Raw genomic sequence first — 20,418 nt, 5'->3', positions numbered from 1 at the left:
ACGGCGGCGGCGTATTCGAGCCTGGCGCCTCATTCTTTTCGAAAACCAGATTCCAGCGCTGCCAGAACCCGGTTCCGATATCGGTTAGAACTTGCCGTACTGCTCGTTGCCGACGAAGCCCAGCTTCGTCACGCCAGCCCGCTTGATCTCCGCCAAAACCTGATCGACGATCACATATTTGGTTTCGGCGTTCGGCTGAAACTGCAGTTCGGGTTCGACCGGCAGCCGCAGCGACTGCTGCAGATACTGACGCAGGGTCAACAGGTCGATGGCCGATCCGTTCCAGGTGATGATGCCGCTGGGATCGATTGCCACCTTGTTCTTGACCGGGTCGACGACACTGGTGGTCGGCGGCGCGTTCTGCGGCAGGTCGATCTTGACCGCGTGGGTCTGGATCGGAATGGTGATGATGAACATGATGAGGAGAACGAGCATGACGTCGATCAACGGCGTCGTGTTCATTTCCACCATCGGCTCGCCATCGTCTCTTCCGGCACTCATTGCCATGGGGCGATACTCCTAAAACTTAGAGTCGCTGCGTCTGCGAACCCGGTTCGGGTTCGGAGATGAAGCCGACCTTCGGGAAACCGGCGCGCTGCATCGTGTAGATGGTGCCGCCGATGCACCGATAGGGAACGTTGATGTCGCCGCGGATATGCACTTCAGGCAGATCCTCGGGCGTCAGATTTTCAACACCGCCCGCCTTCTTGATGTCCGCTTCGAGCTTCGCGACCGCACGGTCGAGCAGTTCGTCCGAAGACACCCTGGTCAGATTCCAGTAGACTGCACAGCTACCGTCGGACGCCTGAGTGACCGACAGCGAGACATTTTCCGGCTTCGTCGTGGTCGGCTCAAACGCCACCTTGGGGAGCTGCAGCTGAACCGTCTGGACGACGACCGGGACCGCGATAAGGAAGATGATGAGCAACACCAGCATGACGTCGACGAGCGGCGTCGTGTTGATGTCGGACATCGGCTTGTCTTCACCGCCGTCAGAGCCAACACTCATTGCCATTGATTATTTCCTAACATGCTTGTCGATGGTGCCTCGTCTATTGAGGCCCACGTCCGATGGGGAAGCGGACAGTCGCAGCCGCCGCCCGATCCCCACCGGCATCCCAGCCTATCAGGCCTTGGTCGCAGCAGCAGCCGGCTTGGCGGCAGCAGCCGGAGCAGCGGCAATGGCGGGCTTCACGGCGCCATTCGACACCAGATAGGCCAGCAGGTCGACGGTGAAGCCGTTCAGCTGTTCCGCGATCGACTTGTTGCGACGCTGCAGGAAGTTGTAGGCGAGCACCGCGGGAACGGCCACGGCCAGACCCAGGGCAGTCATGATCAGAGCTTCACCGACCGGGCCGGCAACGGCGTCGATCGAGGCCTGACCGGCAGCGCCGATCTTGATCAGGGCGCGGTAGATACCGATAACGGTACCGAACAGACCGATGAACGGCGAGGTCGAACCCACGGTCGCGAGGAAGGCGAGGCCGCCACCCAGGCTGGAGTTGATCGCGGCTTCCGAACGGGCCAGCGAGCCGTGCAGCCAGTCATGCGCTTCGACCGGATCGGTCAGCTTGCCATGCTCGTCCTGCGCCTTGATGCCGTCGTCGACGATCTGCTTGTAGGCCGAGTTCTTTTCCAGCTTCGCCGAAGCTTCCTTCAGGTTGGCGGAGCGCCAGAAGGTCGCACGAACCTTCTTGCCCTGGTTGATGACCTTCTGCTGTTCGATCAGCTTGGTGAACAGGATGTAGAAGGTGCCGACCGACATAAGGCAGAGGATGCCGAAGACGGTCTGGGCGATGAGACCGCCCTGCTCGAGCGCTTCCATCAGGCCATAGGGATTGGCCGACTTGGGAGCGGCGGCCGCTGCGATAGACATCAACATGTTCAAGACTTCCCTCTCAAAGGATCAATAACAAAGGGGGAGGCGGCGGCCGGACCGATCCGGGCTGCCCGCCTGCCCTTTCAGATTATTCCGGCAGACGCCAGGTGATTCGACCATTGTACGTGTCCGACATCGGACCACCTCCAGCTGCAGTCGCGGGCTTGAATTTCGCACGCTTCGGCAACAGGCGGCAGGTCGCCTCATCGAGGTCGGCATGGCCGGTCGACGAGGTGATGGTGCAGTTGGTCACGCGGCCATCCGGACCGATTTCCAGCCGGAACCCAGCCGTACCCGAACGTTCTTCACGCTGTGCGCGGCTCGGATAGTCGGCGTCGCTCAGCCAGCTGCCGGGGTTGCTGCGCGGCGTGGCGCGAGATGCAGGCACCTCGGGCGGCGGCGGCGGAGCGGGCGGCGGCGGAGCTGCGACCGGAACCGGGTTGAACACCGGCGGCGGCGTCCGAACCGTCTGGATAGGCGGAGCCTGTACAGGGGTCTGGACGATCGGCGGCGGTGCGACGACCGGCGGCGGCTCGATGGGCTGATCCGGCGGGGGCGGCGGCGGCTCCTCATCCGGTGGCGGCGGTTCCTCCTTGACGTCGATCACGTTCAGCTGTTCCGCCGCCTTTTTGACATATTTCATGCCAAGACCGGTGACGAAGGCATAACCCAGAACAGCGTGAATCAGGGCGACGATAATGATCGAGATCGTGCGACTCGATCCTTGCGAGTGGTCAGCATAGGCCATTCGGCAACGACACTCCTTAACTCAGCTTTACCAGTTGATTATCGGCAAATAAGCCAAAAACGGCCCGAGCTGGCCGGGTCACCCCGGTCATCTTGGCCCCTATCCGTCCATTTGCTACCGTGCGAACTCCTATCGCGGCGCATCGTGGCACGCAAACGCTTTATCGATATGATCATTTGCGACCGCCATTACACACCAGAAAGACTTGCATGTGACAATCATGTCACGGACTGCCATCACTAGGACGAAGATGAAAAAAAAATCCACCATGAACCTGCGGACGCTCGCCCTGCTGTGCCTCATTTCCGCCGCACAATCGCAGATTTCCGCGGCTCAGACGCCTGACAGGCAAACGGCAGCGCCACCATCGCAACGCGCCGCAGGGCTGTCCTACGCCGACATTGCGGACCTGGCGGACATGGCGCCGATGGTGGCACAGGCGCGGATTGGCAACATCATCAAATTGCGCCCCGAGCAGGCCGGAACCATTCCGGCAGGCTATCAGCGGGTCTTTGTGGAGGCAAATGTCACCGCCCTGATTCGCGGAGAAGGGGGAATCAGTCCCACCATCCGCTACCTCTACGACGCACGCCTCGACGCAAGGGGCAAATTGCCCAAGCTGAAGAAGGCAGACGTCATCCTGTTCGCGCGGGCAGGCGCGCGACCCGGCGAAATCCAGCTCGTGGCGCGCGACGCCCAGATCGCTGCCTCGCCCTCCGAACTCGAACGGGTGAAGGGCATTCTTTCCGAACTGGTCGCCAACCACGCCCCGCCGCGCATCGTCGGGCTGGGCGATGCCTTCCATGTCGCGGGCACGATTGCCGGCGAGGGCGAGACACAGATCTTCCTGCGCACTGAAAATGGCGATCCCGTGTCTCTGTCGATCCTGCGCCGCCCCGGACAGACTCCGCGCTGGGCGGTCGCACTGGGTGAGATTGTCGACGAAGCCGCCCGGCCGCCGGTGCGCGGCAGCCTGCTCTGGTATCGCCTCGCCTGCGGCCTGCCGTCTGAGTTGCCCGCCCCATCGGTCCGCGCCCTTGCGGCACCGGATGCAGAGGCAGCCCGCGCCGATTATCAGGTCGTGCTGGCCGCGCTTGGCCCCTGCGGCCGGACGCGATCGGTGCGATGATCGGCCAGGCGGCTCCTTTTCCTTGGACAGACACGAAGAGGCGGCTATCAGCGCCGCTTCACGTCTGAACGAAGGATAAGAAGAAGCCATGAGCAATCTGCACCGCCATGCCCCGCTGCGCGTCGCGCTGGTCGGCCTCGGCACGGTGGGCGGGGGCGTCATTCGGCTGCTTCAGACCAATGCCGATCTGATTGCCCGGCGCGCCGGTTGTCCGATTCAGGTCGTCGCCATTTCCGCGCGCGACCGGAACAAGGATCGCGGCGTCGACCTGTCGCCCTATGAATGGGTGGACGACATGACGACGCTGGCGACCCGCGACGATATAGACGTGGTGGTGGAACTGATCGGCGGAGCGGACGGCCCCGCCCTCACCCTCGCCCGTCAATGCCTGAACGTCGGCAAGCCTTTCGTCACGGCGAACAAGGCGATGTTGGCTCATCACGGGCTGGACCTTGCCGCGCTGGCCGAGAAAGCAGGCGTCGCACTCAAATATGAAGCCGCCGTCGCAGGTGGCATCCCGGTCATCAAGGGCATGCGCGAAGGCGCGGCCGCGAACGAGATCAGCCGCGTCTACGGCATCCTCAACGGCACCTGCAATTACATCCTGACCACCATGGAGAAGGAAGGCCGGGGCTTTGACGAAGTGCTCAAGGAAGCGCAGGAGCTGGGCTATGCCGAAGCGGACCCGAGCTTCGACATCGACGGCGTCGATGCCGCGCACAAGCTGACGATCCTTGCCAGCCTGGCCTTCGGCACGGAGCTGGATTTCGACGCGGTCGCGACCACCGGCATCCGTCACGTCATCGCCGCCGACATCGCCGAAGCGGCGGCGCTGGGCTATCGCATTCGTCTGGTCGGCATGGCGGAGAACGGGCCTGACGGACTGTTCCAGCGCGTCCATCCGATGCTGGTGCCGCTCGACCATCCGCTTTCCCATGTCGACGGATCGCTGAACGCCGTGGTGGCGGAAGGCAATTTCGTCGGTCGCCTCTTCTTCCAGGGGCGCGGCGCGGGCGACGGTCCGACCGCCTCAGCCGTCGTGGCCGATTTGATCGACGTGGCGCGCGATGAATATGGCGACGCGCTCGCCATGCCGGTCGCGGCGCTGGCGCAGCAGAAACCCGCCGATGCGGGCAAGCGTGTCGGCCGCGCCTATCTGCGCTTCAAGGTGCAGGATCGCCCCGGCGTGCTGGCGGAGATCGCGGCCGCAACCCGCGACGCGGGCGTGTCGATCGAAAGCATGATCCAGCGCGGCGCGAATCAGGCGGACGGCGTGCTCGTGGCGATCGTCACCCATGCGGGCGAAGAACGCTGTGTGCGCGAGACGCTGGAGCGGCTGGCGGGTTCGGACAGCCTGCTCCAGACGCCGATGGTCATGCATATTTTGGATTGAGGATCGGGTCCGACGCAGGCCGTGATCGGCCTGCGGACCCTGATGCGCAAACCCACCGCTTCATTCAGACGGCGACGGAGCAAACGCCCCTCCGTTGCATTGCGTCCCTGAAAGGCGCACCCTCGACAAGGGTCGACCGACATCCTATCGCGCTCCACAAATAGCGCTCTGGAAGAGGAATGAACATGGTGCAGGCAAGCTCGATACTCGATCGCGTGCTGGTGCTGGAAATGGTGCGCGTGACCGAAGCCGCCGCCATCGCCGCGTCCAAGCTGATCGGCCGGGGCGATGAAAAAGCCGCCGACGCCGCCGCGGTCGAAGCGATGCGCCTGGCCTTCAACGACCTTTACATGGACGGCACCGTGGTCATCGGCGAGGGTGAGCGCGACGAGGCTCCGATGCTTTATATCGGTGAAAAGGTCGGCAACGCGATCGGCACCGGCCCCAGGATCGACATCGCGCTCGACCCGCTGGAAGGCACCACCATCACCGCCAAGGCCGGTCCCAATGCGCTGGCCGTGCTGGCGATCTCCGAGGAAGGCGGACTGCTCAACGCGCCCGACGTCTATATGGAGAAGCTGGCCGTCGGCCCCGGCTATCCCGACGGCATCATCGACATGAACAAGCCGGTGAAGGATAATGTCGAGGCTGTCGCCAAGGCGAAGGGCGTCGATCCGCATGAGATCATCGTCTGCGTGCTCGACCGTCCGCGCCATGAAAAGCTGATCGCGGAGCTGCGCGCCATCGGCTGCGGCATCATGCTGATCCCGGACGGCGACGTCGCCGGCGTGATCGCGACCACCAATCCGGAAACCAATATCGACATCTATATGGGGTCGGGCGGCGCTCCGGAGGGTGTGCTGGCCTGTGCGGCCCTGCGTTGCGTCGGCGGCCAGTTCAAGGGCAAGCTGCTGTTCCGCAATGACGATGAGCGTTCCCGCGCCCGCAAATGGGGCATCACCGATCTCGACAAGATCTATGACCTCAAGGAGCTGGCGAAGGGCGACTGCATCTTCGCGGCGACCGGGGTGACGGACGGGTCGCTCCTCGCCGGGGTCAAGCGGTTGCCCGGCGGCAAGCTCACCACCGACAGCGTGGTGATGCGTGCCAGCACCGGCACGGTACGCTGGGTGAAGGGCGAGCATCGGGTAGACCGCAAGCCGGTCTAAGGGGAAAGGTCTACCGCCCCGCGCGGTGATTCAGGTCGTGTCCCAGCGCCAATATGCCCACTCCCAGCAGGGTATAGGCGCTTTCCTGCAAGCCATGGTCCATGGTCAACGCGCCTGCCATGATGCCCAGCCCCAGCGATCCGATCGCCGCCGGCATCATATAGCCATGCGCCACCGCGCCATGGCCCAGCGCCACCGCGCCCAGCAGGATCGCCAGCACCAGCCCCGCCTCATGGAAGATCGGGCTTTCGAAAATGCCGCCCGCCGAAGCCAACAGCCCCAACAGCACGGCGGTCACGAAACAATGGGCGACACACATGCCCGACAGCGCAATCGCGATCCGGTCGATACGACCGTTGAACAGATGCTGGCGAAGGCTGATCGGCATGGTGGCAATTACATAGGCGAGACAGGGGAAAGTTACAACATATCATCGCCTGATTTTTCCGGTGGGAGGCGATTCCTCTGCATCGCATGCGTACCCGGTCGAATTTAACCGCAGCGCTCTCTTAGGCCGCCAGCCGCAGGCAGTTCCGCCCGCTATGCTTGGCGCGATAGAGCGCCTTGTCCGCAGCCTCCAGGATCGCGTCGCGTCCTGTCAGCGCATCCAGTTCGACCAGCCCTGCGCTGAACGTCACCCGGATCGCCTCGCCCGAATCGATATGGACGGGATTGACCGACACCATCTCGCGCAACCGCTCGCAAATCATGCTCGCCCGCTCGACATCCGTGCCGCTCAACAGGATGGCGAACTCCTCACCGCCCAGCCGGCCGATACTGTCCATGCCGCGCAGCCCCGGCCGCAGGCGCTCGACAAAGCCGGCCAGCACCCGGTCACCCGCGCCATGGCCATGGCAATCGTTGACCGCCTTGAAATGATCGATGTCGATCAGCAGCAGGCAGGCCCGCCCGCCCCGCCGGACGCGCGCAATCTCATCGTCCAGCTTTTCCAGGAACGCCCGCCGCGTATCCGCGCCGGTCAGCGAGTCCAGCGCCGCCACCTGTTGCAGCGCACGCTGTCGCGCCTTGTGCCGGGACATGTCGCGAATCGTGCTGACGATCCCGGTGGGCATTCCATGTTCATCCACCGCGGCGCGCGCCACCATCTCACACCATTCCAGCCCACGGTCGGAGATGAAGGGCCGGAACTCGACCGCCTGCACATCGCCCGGATGGGCCAATGCCCGGGCGATGGCGGCGCTCACATGATCGCGATCCTCCGGATCGACCAGATTGGCTACATCCTGCCCGATCAGCAGATCCGGCGCGCAGCCGATCTGCTCCGCAGCGGCAGGCGAAGCATATTCGATCAGCCCGTCCACATTGATGTTGAGCACCACGTCACCGCTATGTTCGGCAATGATGCGATAGCGCGCCTCGCTTTCCTGCAGCATCTGGAACAGGCGCCGGCGGCTGTTCAGTTCCGCCGCGATCGGCATCGACAGCAGGAAGCTGAACGCAAGGAAGAACTGGAAATGCTGCATCCGCTCACCCAATGAGCCGTCGGGAAGCATGTACAGCGGTCCGTGGCCGGTGATGGTGGCGGTCCCGCCGATCGCGGCGACAATCAGCACCGATGCCGCCGCCCCGAGATTGCCCACGCGAAAGACGATGACCACCATCGGCAGCAGCAGCGCGAACAGCATCGGATAACGCGCGACGTAAAAGACATAGACCGTCGCCAGCGAAAAGACGATCAACAGGCCCAGCGCTTCCCATTTTTCCCGGCGCGGCGTCTGGACGATCCAGCGGCGCACCTCCCCCTGCATCAGCATCATCAGAATCGGCGTGCAGGTCAGGCCGCCCAGCACATGGCCGGTATACCATTGCAGCCAGGACGGGCCGAAGGCCACCGGCGTGAGCAGCGACGCGACCAGCGCGGCAGCCAGGCCCGCCAGCATGTTCGCCGGCCCGCACAGGGCCAGGGTAAAGACGACGAGCAGACGCATCGACCCGGCGAATTTCCGCCCCCGCGCAAAACGCTGGCACAGGAGCGCAACGATCAGCGCTTCCAGAAGGTTGATGCCCGCCATCGGCAACGCCGCCAATGGTCCCATGCCCCACAGGCTCGTCGCAGCGGCGCTGGCAACGCCGCAGGCCATCAGCGACGGAAGCCAATCGCCGATCCGCAATGTCAGCAGAACAGCCATCAGGAGGGCATTGGCGCCCCAGATGAAGGCAAGGCCTCCATCGAAACGCGAACCGGTGAGCGCCAACGTCGCCATCACAAAATAGGCGCAGCCGAGCAGGACCGGAGCCAGTCTGGAAAAAGGATGACGAGGAGTCGTTTGCATGTTCCGCCCCGCCTTACAGACTTATCGTTAAAATATACTCACGATGAATATTTTACGAATGTCCAATAGAAGGCGTCGGCCGTTGGAAAAGAGGCAAAGCCCCAAGATGAAGCACCCGCCTATGCTTCAGCTCGATCTCTGCAATGCACGGGAAAGCAGCGCATCCCATTGCGCCAGCCTCTCCGCCCGCTGCTCCGCCGGCAGGGCCGGCATGAACCGCGTCACCGCCGCCCCCATTGCCGACGCCGCCGCCTCCAGCGAGGGGTGAAGGCCGCAGCCCAGCGCCGCCAGCATCGCCGCGCCTTTGGCTGTCGTCTCGACGTCGGCGGGACGGTCCACGGCCAGATCCAGCATGTCCGCCATGTCCTGCACGATCCAGTCATTGGCGCTCATCCCGCCGTCGATCCGCAGCATCCGCCAGGCCGCACCATCGGCCGCAAAAGCACCGGCCAGATCGCAAAGCTGGTGCGACAGGGATTCGAGCGCCGCGCGCACGATATGCGCCCGGCCCGTGCCCTGCGTCAGCCCGCTGATCACCCCCGTCGCGTCCGGCCGCCAGTGCGGCGCGCCCAGTCCGGCCAGCGCGGGCAGCATCATGACCCCGCCATTGTCCGGCACGGAGCGGGCCAGCGCCTCCGTCTCCCCGGCGCTGGCGATCAGTCCCAGCCGGTCGCGCAGCCATTGGATCAGGCTCCCCGCGACGAATACCGATCCTTCCAGCGCATAGGTTCTCTCGCCCGACAGCCGATAGAGCAGCGTTCCCAACAACCGATGCTGCGAAACGGGGACCAGGCTGCCCCGATTGGCCAGCACGAAGGCCCCGGTGCCCAGCGTCGCCTTGGCATCGCCGGGGGTCAGACAGCCCTGACCGATGGTCGCCGCCTGCTGGTCGCCCGCCAGACCCCGGATCGGGATGGGCCGTCCGAACCATTCCGCCTGCGTCTCGCCAAAGGCGCCCGCATTGTCGCTGATCTCCGGCAAGGCCTGCACCGGCACGCCGAACAGATCGCACAGCCCGCGGTCCCACCCCTCGCCGTCCAGCGCCATCAACTGGGTGCGGCTGGCGTTGCTGGCATCGCTGACGTGCAGGCCGCCGGTCAGTTTCCATACCAGCCAGCTTTCGACCGTGCCGAAGGCCAGCACATCGCCTGCATCCGCCAGTGCCGGTTCATGATCCAGCAGCCAGCGCATCTTCGTCGCGGAGAAATAGGGATCGATCACCAGTCCGGTCTGGCGCTGGACCGCCGCTTCATGCCCCGCTGCCTTCAACGCCGTGCATTGGTCGGCGGTGCGGCGGTCCTGCCAGACGATGGCGCGGGCCAGCGGCGCGCCCGTTCTCCGGTCCCAGGCGACCACCGTCTCACGCTGGTTGGTGATGCCGATGGCGGCGATGCGATCCGCGCCGCCCGCCTGCTCCACCATGTCCCGCGCGCAGGCCAGCGTCCGGTTCCAGATTTCGGCGGCGTCATGTTCGACCCAGCCGGGCTGCGGATAATATTGGGTCAACTCCGCCTGCGCCATGCCCAGCCGCCGTCCGTCCGGCGCATAGAGCATGGCCCGCGTCGATGTGGTGCCTTCGTCCAGCACCAGGATCAGCCGGTCGTTCATCCCCTCTCCTCCAGCCATTGTTCCAGCCGCAGCTTCTGCACCGCGTCCAGCCGCAGGCCCAGCTTGGTCCGGCGCCACAAAATATCCTCGGCGCTGACCGCCCATTCGCGGACGATGAGATAGTCGACTTCCGCCTGTGTCAGCCCATGGCCGAAATGCAGGCCCAGCGCCGCCATGTCCTGCGCCCCGCCCAGCCAGTCCCGCGCCCGCGTGCCATAGGCGCAGCCGATCCGCTGAACCGTCGCGAAATCAAGAAAGGGATAGTCGCAGCCCAGATCAGCAATGAGTCGATCCCGCTCCTTCATCGGGAAATCGCCACCGGGCAGCGGCGCGTCCGCCGTCCAGTCGCCGCCTGCCAAGCTGGGCAGGAAAGGCTTCAGTCTTTCCATCGCCTCGGCGGCGAGATGGCGATAGGTGGTGATCTTGCCGCCGAAGATGCTGAGCAGCGGCGGCTCCCCTTCCCGCCCCTCCAGTTCCAGCCGATAGCCGCGCGTCGCCGCTTCGGGCCGGCCCGACCCGTCATCGACCAGCGGCCGCACCCCGGCATAGGACCAGAGCACGTCCTGAGGCCCGATCGACCGCGCAAAATAGCGGTTCGCTCCCTCGCAAAGATAGGCGATCTCCTCCGCATCCGGGTGCGGATGATCAGGTGGACCGTGATGGTCCCGGTCGGTCGTGCCGATCAGGGTGAAATCGCGCTGATAGGGAATGGCGAAGAAGATACGGCCATCGGGGAGTTGGAAGAAATAGGCGAAGCCATGATCGAACAGCCGCCGCACGACGATATGCGAGCCCCGCACCAGCCGCATCCGGCTGTCGCTGCTTTCCTGCGCGCGATGCAGAAGATCCAGCACGGCAGGCCCGGCGGCATTGACGACCACCCGCGCCCGGAATTGCGCCTGCGCGGTCTGGATCGTCCACAGGCCGTCCACCCGCTCCAGCCGCAGCGCTTCGGCGCGGGTGCGGATGTCGGCACCCCGGTCGGCCGCGTCGCGGGCATTCAGGACCACCAGCCGGGCATCGTCCACCCAGCCGTCCGAATAGACATAGGCCTTGCGGAAACCGCGCTTGAGCGGCTGCCCGGCCGGGTGGCGGCGCAGGTCGACCGCTTCGGTCGGCGGCAGGGCGCGGCGGCCGCCAATATGATCATAGAGGAACAGGCCCAGACGCAACAGCCATTGCGGCCGCAACCCCGGCACCCAGGGCAGCACGAAGCGCATCGGATGAATGATATGCGGCGCAATGCCCCATAGCCGTTCGCGCTCGGACAGGGATTCCCGCACCAGCGCGAATTCATAATGCTCCAGATAGCGCAGCCCGCCATGGATCAGCTTGGTGGAGGCGGAGGATGTGCCCTGCGCCAGATCGCCCCGTTCCAGCAACAGCACCTGGGCGCCCCGCCCCGCCGCGTCGCGAGCAATGCCACAGCCATTGATTCCACCGCCGATAATGGCGAGGTCATAAATGGCAGGCTCGGCATCCCTGATCACAGGGAAGAGCTTATCCTGCTTTTCGCGTCTGCGGAACCGTCATGCCGCCATAGCGGCAACGACCGGCAGAGCTCACGCCTTTTCCAGCGTGCATTGCAGCGGGTGCTGGTTCTGCCGGGCGAAGTCCATCACCTGGTTGACCTTGGTTTCCGCCACCTCATAGCTGAATATGCCGCACACGCCGACCCCGCGCTGGTGGACATGCAGCATCACGCGGGTGGCCTCCTCCATATCCATGCGGAAAAATTGCTGGAGGACATGCACCACGAATTCCATGGGCGTGTAATCGTCGTTGAGCATCAGCACCTTGTAAAGCGAAGGCTTTTTCGTCCGGGTGCGGGTCCGCGTCGCGATGCCGACATTGGGGCCGCCCGGGCCGTCGCCCTGGTCGTCCTGATCCCTTCCCGCCATCATCACGGGATATGCGGCTGTCGAAATGCTGCTCATGATGAAACAGGATATGGCGATTCTGCCATGCAAGGCAAGGGGGCGAGCGGGCCGTAAACCATCCTTCGCGCCAGTCGCCCCAAAAAAGAACGGCCCCCGCGCGTGGCGGAGGCCGTCTCTTTTATTTCAATGACCTGAAGGCCGGATCAGGCAGCGAGCGACTTCACCTTATCCGTCACCACGGTCACGCGGGCGGTCAGCGGCTGGGCAACGTCGCCGGCCAGCTTGATCAGCGCTTCGCTGCTCTTGGCGGCTTCCTTGGTGAACTCGTCGAAGCTGCTCGAGAAAAGCTGGCTCTGCAGCTGGAAGAACTCGGTCGGGGTCTTCACGGTCGAGAAGCTCTTGAACGAGGCAGTCGCCTTTTCGAAGCTCTTCTTGCTGTAGTCGACAGCTTCCTGACCCAGGGTTTCAAAGCCCTTGGCCGCGATCTTGCCGGATTCGACCAGCGCTTCGACATTGCCCTTGGCGATGTCGCTGAATTCCTCGATCGCCTTGGTCGATTTTTCGACGCTGGCCTTCGCCTTCTCGTTCAGGTCGGCATAGACCGTTTCGAGCTTGGCCTTGGTTTCTTCAGCGAACTTCTTTCCGGTTTCGATCACGTCGTTCATCATCTTTGTTCCTTCTGTGGCGGGCAGCAATGTGGGCTCGATCGGCCTGGCCTTCGGTAGGCTCTTGACTTCCTTGGGCTCCGGGGGCGCAGCCTTTGCCACCGGCTCAATCTTGGGCGTTTCCACTTCGGGCGCCGTCGCAACGGGCGTCGGTTCGGGAGTGATTTCCTTGACCGGCTCAGGTTCCGGCGCGGCGTCCGCAGCAGTGGTCGCGGCGACCACCGCAACCGGATCAGCCTTGACCTCGGGCTTGGGCGCGGCGGGCTTGGGCGATGCAGGCTTCCTGACCGCAGGCTTGGGGGCCACACCGATCGCCGCTTCGGCGGCCTTCAGCGCCTCGCTGGCTGACAGGGTGGACGACACCTTTTTCACTACCGGCTTACGACGCACTGGCTTCGGGGTCACGGCCATGGACCATCCTCCATTTGTTGCAGTGCACAATATGGAGTTCCGAGAGGAATTGCAAGTCTTTTTGTGCAGCGCAACAAAACTGAAATATTCAGTTTGCCGTAGGGGAAAGCCAGCCGATCGCAATTATATCCTAAGGCAATGAATCAGCGCGTTTTCACATATCGGCCCGGCGCATCCTCTATGGCCTTGAGTCGTCCCTTGCCGGGCACGCGCGCCCCTTTGACGGGAACGGTGGCGGAGTTGAGCCCCCGAATCCACTCGATCCAGTCGGGCCACCAACTGCCCTTGGTCTCCTTCGCCTTGTCCAGAAAGGCATCCAGAGTCGGCTGCGATTCGTCACAGGCCCAATATTGATATTTGCCGGCGGCGGGCGGATTGACCACGCCCGCAATATGCCCCGAACCGGCAAGCAGGAAACGGATCGGCCCGGACAGATGCTCGGTCAGTTTCCACACGCTTTCCAGCGGCGCGATATGATCTTCCCGCCCGGCCTGCACATAGGCGGGCGTCTTGATCTGACGCAGGTCGATCGGCGTGCCCGCGACACTGATCGCGCCCGGCTGCACCAGCAGATTGTCGCGATAGAGCTGGGTGAGATAGGCCTTGTGCCAACATGCAGGCAGGTTGGTCGTGTCGCCGTTCCAGTAGAGCAGGTCGAACGGCGGATAATCCTGTCCCAGCAGATAGTTGTTGACCACATAGTTCCAGATGAGGTCCCGCCCGCGCAGCAGGTTGAAGGTGGCGGCCATATAGCGCCCGTCAAGGAAGCCGCCGGAGGAGAGCTGCTCCACCATCTTCATCTGCTCGTCATCGACGAAGAGACTGAGGTCGCCCGCCTGGCTGAAATCCACCTGCGCCGTGAAGAAGGTGGCACTGGCGACCTTCTCCGCCTCTCCCCGCGCCGTCAGCAACGCCAGCGTGGCGGCGAGCGTGGTGCCCGCGACGCAATAGCCGATGGTATGGACGCTCGGCACTTTGAGCAGATCGCGCACCGTGTCGATCGCGTCGATTTGCCCCTTTTCGATATAATCGTCCCAGATCAGGTCCTTCATCGAGGCATCGGCCGACTTCCACGAAACGAGGAAGACGCTGAGGCCCTGATCGACCGCCCATTTGACGAAGCTCTTTTCCGGCGACAGGTCGAGAATGTAAAAGCGGTTGATCCACGGCGGGAAGATCAACAGCGGCGTTTCCAGCACCGTTTCGGTCGCGGGCGCATAGTGGATGAGCTGGTAGAGCGGCGTTTCCTTGATGACCTTGCCGGGTGTCGAGGCGATGTTGCGCCCCACTTCGAACGCCATCCCGTCGGTATGGGTAAGCTGGCCCTTTTCCATGTCGGCCAGCATATGCTGGAGGCCCTTGACCAGATTCTCGCCGCCGCTCTGGATCGTCTTCTGCACGACCATGGGATTGGTGAGCGGAAAGTTGCTCGGCGCCATCGCGTCGATCATGCCGGTGGTGGCGAAGCGCAGCTTGGCCTTCTGCTTGGGATCGACCCCATCGACCGCATCGGCCATCTTCAACAGATAGTCGGAAAGCAGCAGATAGCTTTGCCGGATCAGGTCGTAAAAGGGATGCTCGGTCCATGCCGGGTCGGCAAAGCGCCGGTCCCGGACCGCGGCCGGACTGCCGGGGGGCGGCGGTTCAGGCTGGTCGCGCAGCATGCCACCCGAATCGAGGAAACGCTGCCAGAGCGCCAGCCCCTCATCGGCAAAGCTGGTCTGGATGCGCGAAACGGCAGCCGGATCGAAAGGCAGGGTACGACCGGCAGCGCCCGCCGCCTGTTCCAGCAACAACTGCTGGGCACGGCCCAGCACCTGCGTCCATTGCTGCATCTCTGCAAGCGTGGGAAGGCGGGGTTCCATGACATTCTCTGCTTTCATGGCCACCTTCCTCCTCCTGGCATGGTCCGGTCCGCCGCTTTCACTGGCATGTCGCTATCGGGCGGGTTATAGCCGGATTGTGACAGGCTGAATGCGCGTCACGCACTATTCCTTACAGAGAGCTTTCAGGAAAGCCCCAAAAAATGTCCGAAGAATTCTACCGCATGAAGCGTCTGCCGCCCTATGTCATCGCTGAAGTCAATGCGATGCGGGCCGCCGCGCGAGCCGCGGGGGAGGACATTATCGACCTTGGCATGGGCAATCCCGACCTGCCGCCGCCCGACCATGTGATCGCCAAGCTGTGCGAAGTCGCGCAGAAGCCGAGCGCCCATGGCTATTCCCAGTCCATGGGGATTCCGGGGCTGCGGAAGGCGCAGGCGAACTATTATGGCCGCCGCTTCGGTGTCGATCTTGACCCGGAAACCGAGGTCGTCGTGACCATGGGGTCGAAGGAAGGGCTCGCCAGCCTTGCCACCGCGATCACCGCGCCCGGCGATGTCGTGCTGGCGCCCAACCCCAGTTACCCGATCCATATGTTCGGCTTCATCATCGCTGGCGCGACAATCCGCTCCGTGCCGACGACGCCGGACGAACATTATTGGAAGGCGCTGGACCGGGCGATGGCCTTCACCGTGCCGCGTCCCTCGATTCTGGTCGTGGGCTATCCCAGCAATCCGACCGCCGAGACGGTCGACCTTGCCTTTTACGAGCGGCTGGTCGCCTGGGCGAAGGAGAACAAGGTCTGGGTCCTGTCCGACCTTGCCTATTCCGAGCTTTATTATGACGGCAATCCGACGCCTTCGATCCTTCAGGTGCCGGGCGCCAAGGATGTGGCGGTGGAATTCACCTCGCTGTCGAAGACCTATAGCATGGCGGGCTGGCGCATCGGTTTCGCGGTCGGCAATACCAAGCTGATCGCGGCGCTGAAGCGGGTGAAATCCTATCTCGACTATGGCGCCTTCACGCCGATTCAGGCGGCGGCCTGCGCGGCGCTGAACGGCCCGCAGGACATCGTGCAGAAGAACCGCGAACTCTATCACAAGCGCCGCGACGTGATGGTGGAGGCCTTCGGCCGCGCCGGTTGGGACATTCCCGCGCCCAAGGCTTCCATGTTCGCCTGGGCGCCCCTGCCCCCCGCCCTCAAGGAGATGGGGAGCCTGGAATTTTCCAAGCAACTGCTGACCCATGCCAAGGTCGCGGTCGCGCCGGGCGTCGGCTATGGCGAGGATGGCGAAGGCTATGTCCGCATCGCCATGGTCGAGAATGAACAGCGGCTGCGGCAGGCGGCGCGCAACATCAAGCAGTATCTGAAATCCATGGGCGTCAACACGCCAGCCAAGGGCGCGGCCTGAATCATCCGATTTGCAGAAAAGGGAAAGGGCGCTGCGGCCTCAGGGCCGTGGCGTTCTTCTTTTTCAACCATGGCCCGACGAGAGGTCTTGTCATTTTCCTCGGCCTGCGCTGGTTTGGGAATATGGAGAAAATGGCGCGCGCATGATTGCACTTCCACAGGTTTCGCAGGTCGCGCAGACGATCCAGCTTGCGCTGGCGCCGGTCTTCCTGCTGGCGGGCATCGGCGCGTTCCTGAATGTCTGCGTCGGGCGGCTGGCCCGGATCATCGACCGGGCGCGGGCGGTGGAGGAGAAGATCCTCAAATCGCGCGGCAAGGAACATGACCGGATGGTGAGCGAAATCCGGGTACTCGACCGGCGGATGAGCGTGGTCAACGGTGCGATCTTCCTGTCGGTGGCGTCGGCCTGCGCGGTGTGTCTGGTCGTTATCCTGCTGTTCGCGGCGAACCTGTTCGGGGTGCATCTGGGCACGCCGATCGCCATTCTGTTCAGCCTGGCCATGGTGTTGCAGGCGGCCGCCTTCGGCACTTTCATTCAGGAAATCCGGCTGGCCTCACGCACCATCCACATCCGCAATGAGGTGCTCTACCATCAGGCGGAGGAAGAGAGCGCGGCATGACGAAATTCACGGTCAACGACCGGCCCGTCCAGTACCGGATGGACCCCGCAACCCCCTTGCTCTGGGCGCTGCGGGACGCATCCAATCTGACCGGGACCAAATATGGCTGCGGCACCGGGGATTGCGGCGCCTGCACGGTCGATATCGATGGACAGGCCGTGCGATCCTGCCGCGTGACCATCGCAGCGACGGAGGGGAAGTTCGTCACCACCATCGAGGGTCTGTCGCCCGATCGCGGGCATCCGCTGCAACAGGTGTTCGCGGCGGACAATGTGTCGCAATGCGGCTATTGCATTCCCGGCATCATCATGGCCTCTTCCGTGCTGCTGCGGCGGACCCCCGATCCAAGCGATGAGGAGATCGACGCCGCCATCACCAATATCTGCCGCTGTGGTATCTATCCGCGCCTCAGGGGCGCGATCCAGCGGGCCGGGCGGGTGATGCGGGGCGAGGAAGTGGTGGATGCCGTGCCGCCCTCGGGGATTTCCCCCGATGAGGCGGCCAAGGCGGTTCCGGCGCTGCGCAAACCTTAGGGCTTATCCAAAACGATAGCCCGAAACCGTCCAACCCAGCACAGTGCTGCGATGGTCGCGCACCGCCATGTCTTCCCCGCCCGCGCCCAAGGCGACCATCAGGGGCAGGAGATGCTCTTCGCGCGGATGGGCGAAATGGGCGTGGGGCAGATCGGCCCAGGCCGCGACCCGCTTCGCGCGGCTGGCCGGATCGGGATCGGTGACCGCTTGGGTCAGGGCATCGTCCCAAAGCTGCGAGGGCGCGGTCGCCTGAATGCCCCGGACGCGCAGATTGTGGAAGCTCATCCCCGACCCGATGATGAGGACGCCTTCATCGCGCAGCGGAGCAAGCGCGCGGCCCGCGGCAATATGGGCTTCCGGATCAAGATCGTGGCGGAGCGAAAGCTGGGCGACGGGAATGTCCGCCTGCGGAAGCGCGACCTTCATCGGAATGAAGACGCCATGGTCCCAGCCCCTCTCCTGCTCCGTACCGGCAGGGAAACCGGCTTCTTCCAGCAGGCCCGCCGCGCGGCGGGCGAGCGCGGGGGCGCCGGGCGCATCCCAGCGTAGCGTGTAGGTATGCGGCGGGAAGCCGTAATAGTCGAACAACAATCCGGGATGCTCGCCGGTGTGAACCGTGAAGCGGCTTTCCTCCCAATGACCGGAGATCAGGAGGATCGCGCTGGGCCGTTCAGGCAGGGCCGCCACGACGTTCGCCAGATGATCCTGCATCGGATGCCACATCGGGTCGCTGTGCGGACGGTCCGGGTCGCTCGGATCCATGAAGAAGCAGGGTCCGCCGCCATGCGGGATGAAGAAGGTCGGTTGTTTCATGCCCGTCTAGATCGGAGGAACGCAGTTCAGGAACAAGTCTGGAGGTGGAAACGGATTGTTTCGGCCTGTCTTGCGGGTTTCATGGGCCGGTTCGCAGTCACGTCCAAGATTCTTTCAAATCGCTGACAGACAAGTTCAGCAACATGTCATGGCCCGAGTCTTAAAAGCAGCATATGAGGGGCATCAGGCCTCTTGAGAGATGAAGGCAATCGGCATGTTGAGGAAAATGATGCTGGCGGGCTTGATGGCGGCGACGGTGCTTGGCGGCATCGCCCCTGCTTATGCCCAGCAAGATAATAATAATGGCGCCTGGCGTGGACGCGGCGAACGGTCGGGCCGGCCCGATGGCGGCCAGCGCGGCGGTGGCGATCAGGACCGCGGCCAGGCGCAACGCCCGCAATGGCAGGGCGGCGGCGAGGCGCGCCAGCCGCAGGCATGGCAGCGCAATGACCGGCCTGCCCCTGTGGCGCAGCCCCAGCCCCAGCCCCAACCTCAGCCCCAACGCCAGGTCCAGCCGCAATGGCGCGGTGATCAGCGTGGTCCGGCGAATGAAAGCCGCTGGAACGGGGGCCAGCCGCGCGTGGTCACGATGCCGCGCGGTGATGACCGGAACGACCGCAACGGGAATGATCGCAACCGGAACGACAACCGTCCGGCCTGGCGGGTCGACCGGGGCGGCAACGACCGGAACGACCGGAACGATCGGCGCTGGGACAATAATGATCGGCGTTGGGATAATAATGACCGGCGCGGCAATCCGGGCTGGAGCGGCAACAACTGGAACAACGGGCGGCGTTTCGACGACCGCAGCCGTTGGGAAGGACAGCGGCGCTGGGACAGCGGCTGGCGCAATGACCGGCGCTATGACTGGTCCAGCTATCGGGCGCGCTATGGCGACCGTTACCGGATCGGCCGCTATTATGCGCCGCGTGGCTGGGGCTATGGCTATTCGCGTTTCAACATCGGGATCTATCTGAACAGCCTGCTCTATTCGAACAGCTACTGGATCGACGATCCCTATTATTACCGCCTGCCGCCCGCCTACGGCACGCTGCGCTGGGTCCGCTATTATGACGATGCGCTGCTGGTCGATATCCGCGACGGCTATGTGGTCGACGTGATCTACGATTTCTTCTGGTAGGACCGGAAGAGACAGGCTCCTGAATTGGCCTTCAGGAACCACTGGGCTCGGAGCCATGCGCTCCGGGCCCTTTTCATTTGCGCAAGGGCGCCGCGCGGTGGCAGGAGGGCGGCATGAACGAGATTGTTGACGATGGCGGCGTGGCCTCGGCCGCCCGCGCGCGGATCGGCGAGACGGTGCGGGCGCGACTGGACCGCAACCCGATGGTGAGCCGGATCGACGCGCCCGACCTGGAAATTTACGGGCGGCAGGATTTCCTCAGCCCGGAGGAATGCGCGGGCCTGCGGACCCTGATCGACGAAGACGCGCAGCCATCCACGCTGTTTTCGGGCAGCGCCAATGCCGATTACCGCACCAGCGCGAGTTGCAATCTCAGCCCATGGGACAGGCTGGTCGGCTCGGTCAGCGATCGAATCTGCGCACTGATGGGAATCCCGGCGGATCATGGCGAGACATTGCAGGGCCAGCGTTACCAGTCGGGCCAGGAATATAAGGTTCATTGCGACTATTTCCCGGTGACGGCCAGCTATTGGCCGGCGATGTTGAAGACGGGGGGACAGCGCAGCTGGACGGCGATGATCTACCTCTCCCCGGTCGAGGCGGGTGGGGAAACGCATTTCCCCCAATGCGGCTTCATGGTGCCCCCGGTCGAGGGCATGATCCTGATCTGGAACAATATGGACCGCGACGGGGCACCCAATCCCTTCAGCCTGCACGCCGCCCGGCCGGTGGAAAAGGGCACCAAATATGTCGTCACCAAATGGTTCCGCGAACGCCCCTGGAAACCTTGAGCCGCTGATACAAAGTGCGACATAAATGACTGAATCCTGACTGTTTCATTCCCGACCCGTTCAGGCGCGTGGGGCCATATCTGCTTCGTGGCCGGCGGAACCGGAACGGG

Annotated in this window: 20 protein-coding genes; 8 read left to right on the top strand and 12 right to left on the bottom strand. The window is 63.8% G+C overall.

The genetic code is table 11. The features are described from left to right. Positions 1–84 precede the first annotated feature (84 nt). The 4 genes from HUK73_RS15070 to HUK73_RS15055 form a co-directional block, all read right to left on the bottom strand. Complete coding sequence (locus HUK73_RS15070) at positions 85–507, bottom strand: biopolymer transporter ExbD (protein WP_176592628.1); 423 nt, start codon at positions 505–507, stop codon at positions 85–87. Between the two features lie 19 nt (positions 508–526). Continuing rightward, the gene (locus HUK73_RS15065) at positions 527–1,015 is read right to left on the bottom strand and encodes a biopolymer transporter ExbD (protein ID WP_176592627.1); all 489 of its coding nucleotides are present in this window, start codon (positions 1,013–1,015) and stop codon (positions 527–529) included. A 111-nt stretch (positions 1,016–1,126) separates the two neighbouring features. Beyond that, positions 1,127–1,882 (bottom strand): MotA/TolQ/ExbB proton channel family protein, encoded by a 756-nt coding sequence (locus HUK73_RS15060; RefSeq protein WP_176592626.1) that lies wholly within the window; start codon positions 1,880–1,882, stop codon positions 1,127–1,129. A gap of 85 nt (positions 1,883–1,967) precedes the next feature. Continuing rightward, positions 1,968–2,627 carry an energy transducer TonB gene (locus tag HUK73_RS15055; protein ID WP_176592625.1) on the bottom strand — a complete coding sequence of 220 codons (660 nt, stop codon included), beginning with the start codon at positions 2,625–2,627 and terminating at the stop codon, positions 1,968–1,970. Positions 2,628–2,877: 250 nt separating this feature from the next. On the opposite strand from HUK73_RS15055, the gene HUK73_RS15050 reads away from it, so the two are divergent. The 3 genes from HUK73_RS15050 to glpX all read left to right on the top strand — a co-directional run bounded on the left by HUK73_RS15050 (position 2,878) and on the right by glpX (position 6,318). After that, the gene (locus tag HUK73_RS15050; RefSeq protein WP_176592624.1) at positions 2,878–3,756 is read left to right on the top strand and encodes a hypothetical protein; all 879 of its coding nucleotides are present in this window, start codon (positions 2,878–2,880) and stop codon (positions 3,754–3,756) included. An 88-nt stretch (positions 3,757–3,844) separates the two neighbouring features. After that, the gene (locus HUK73_RS15045; RefSeq protein ID WP_176592623.1) at positions 3,845–5,149 is read left to right on the top strand and encodes a homoserine dehydrogenase; all 1,305 of its coding nucleotides are present in this window, start codon (positions 3,845–3,847) and stop codon (positions 5,147–5,149) included. Between the two features lie 185 nt (positions 5,150–5,334). After that, a complete protein-coding gene (gene glpX, locus HUK73_RS15040) occupies positions 5,335–6,318 on the top strand; it encodes a class II fructose-bisphosphatase (protein ID WP_176592622.1) in 984 nt (327 codons plus the stop codon). A 10-nt stretch (positions 6,319–6,328) separates the two neighbouring features. On the opposite strand, the gene HUK73_RS15035 is transcribed toward glpX, so the two are convergent. From HUK73_RS15035 to HUK73_RS15005, 7 genes are all read right to left on the bottom strand, one after another. Beyond that, complete coding sequence (locus HUK73_RS15035) at positions 6,329–6,706, bottom strand: MerC domain-containing protein (protein ID WP_176592621.1); 378 nt, start codon at positions 6,704–6,706, stop codon at positions 6,329–6,331. A gap of 121 nt (positions 6,707–6,827) precedes the next feature. Continuing rightward, complete coding sequence (locus HUK73_RS15030) at positions 6,828–8,612, bottom strand: sensor domain-containing diguanylate cyclase (protein WP_176592620.1); 1,785 nt, start codon at positions 8,610–8,612, stop codon at positions 6,828–6,830. A gap of 126 nt (positions 8,613–8,738) precedes the next feature. Further along, positions 8,739–10,220 (bottom strand): glycerol kinase, encoded by a 1,482-nt coding sequence (locus HUK73_RS15025; RefSeq protein ID WP_176592619.1) that lies wholly within the window; start codon positions 10,218–10,220, stop codon positions 8,739–8,741. After that, positions 10,217–11,710: a glycerol-3-phosphate dehydrogenase gene (locus HUK73_RS15020; protein ID WP_176592618.1), complete on the bottom strand. Its 1,494-nt coding sequence runs from the start codon at positions 11,708–11,710 to the stop codon at positions 10,217–10,219. The genes HUK73_RS15025 and HUK73_RS15020 overlap by 4 nt, the downstream gene beginning before the upstream one ends. Before the next feature lie 72 nt (positions 11,711–11,782). Beyond that, positions 11,783–12,157, bottom strand: a complete 375-nt coding sequence (clpS, locus tag HUK73_RS15015; RefSeq protein WP_176592617.1) for an ATP-dependent Clp protease adapter ClpS — start codon at positions 12,155–12,157, stop codon at positions 11,783–11,785. Positions 12,158–12,303: 146 nt separating this feature from the next. Beyond that, positions 12,304–13,176, bottom strand: a complete 873-nt coding sequence (locus tag HUK73_RS15010) for a phasin family protein (protein WP_176592616.1) — start codon at positions 13,174–13,176, stop codon at positions 12,304–12,306. 143 nt (positions 13,177–13,319) lie between these two features. Further along, positions 13,320–15,059 (bottom strand): alpha/beta hydrolase, encoded by a 1,740-nt coding sequence (locus tag HUK73_RS15005; protein ID WP_176592615.1) that lies wholly within the window; start codon positions 15,057–15,059, stop codon positions 13,320–13,322. A gap of 143 nt (positions 15,060–15,202) precedes the next feature. On the opposite strand from HUK73_RS15005, the gene HUK73_RS15000 reads away from it, so the two are divergent. From HUK73_RS15000 to HUK73_RS14990, 3 genes are all read left to right on the top strand, one after another. Beyond that, positions 15,203–16,411 (top strand): LL-diaminopimelate aminotransferase, encoded by a 1,209-nt coding sequence (locus tag HUK73_RS15000; protein WP_176592614.1) that lies wholly within the window; start codon positions 15,203–15,205, stop codon positions 16,409–16,411. Between the two features lie 142 nt (positions 16,412–16,553). Further along, the gene (locus tag HUK73_RS14995) at positions 16,554–17,030 is read left to right on the top strand and encodes a DUF2721 domain-containing protein (RefSeq protein WP_176592613.1); all 477 of its coding nucleotides are present in this window, start codon (positions 16,554–16,556) and stop codon (positions 17,028–17,030) included. Further along, positions 17,027–17,563, top strand: a complete 537-nt coding sequence (locus HUK73_RS14990) for a (2Fe-2S)-binding protein (RefSeq protein ID WP_176592612.1) — start codon at positions 17,027–17,029, stop codon at positions 17,561–17,563. Before HUK73_RS14995 ends, HUK73_RS14990 begins: the two co-directional genes overlap by 4 nt. Before the next feature lie 3 nt (positions 17,564–17,566). On the opposite strand, the gene HUK73_RS14985 is transcribed toward HUK73_RS14990, so the two are convergent. Beyond that, entirely contained in the window at positions 17,567–18,376 is an 810-nt protein-coding gene (locus HUK73_RS14985) for a class III extradiol ring-cleavage dioxygenase (RefSeq protein WP_176592611.1), read from the bottom strand. A gap of 214 nt (positions 18,377–18,590) precedes the next feature. Between HUK73_RS14985 and HUK73_RS14980 the strand changes: the two genes are divergently transcribed. Together HUK73_RS14980 and HUK73_RS14975 are read left to right on the top strand one after the other, a co-directional pair. Next, entirely contained in the window at positions 18,591–19,517 is a 927-nt protein-coding gene (locus HUK73_RS14980; RefSeq protein WP_255326292.1) for an RcnB family protein, read from the top strand. A 113-nt stretch (positions 19,518–19,630) separates the two neighbouring features. Beyond that, positions 19,631–20,308 carry a 2OG-Fe(II) oxygenase gene (locus tag HUK73_RS14975; protein ID WP_176592610.1) on the top strand — a complete coding sequence of 226 codons (678 nt, stop codon included), beginning with the start codon at positions 19,631–19,633 and terminating at the stop codon, positions 20,306–20,308. The last annotated feature ends 110 nt before the right edge of the window (positions 20,309–20,418 follow it).

The organism is Sphingobium sp. EM0848 (assembly GCF_013375555.1).
Taxonomy (GTDB): Bacteria; Pseudomonadota; Alphaproteobacteria; order Sphingomonadales; family Sphingomonadaceae; genus Sphingobium.
The sequence above is the reverse complement of the archived record's forward strand: the minus strand, read 5'-3'. Positions and strand labels throughout refer to the sequence as shown.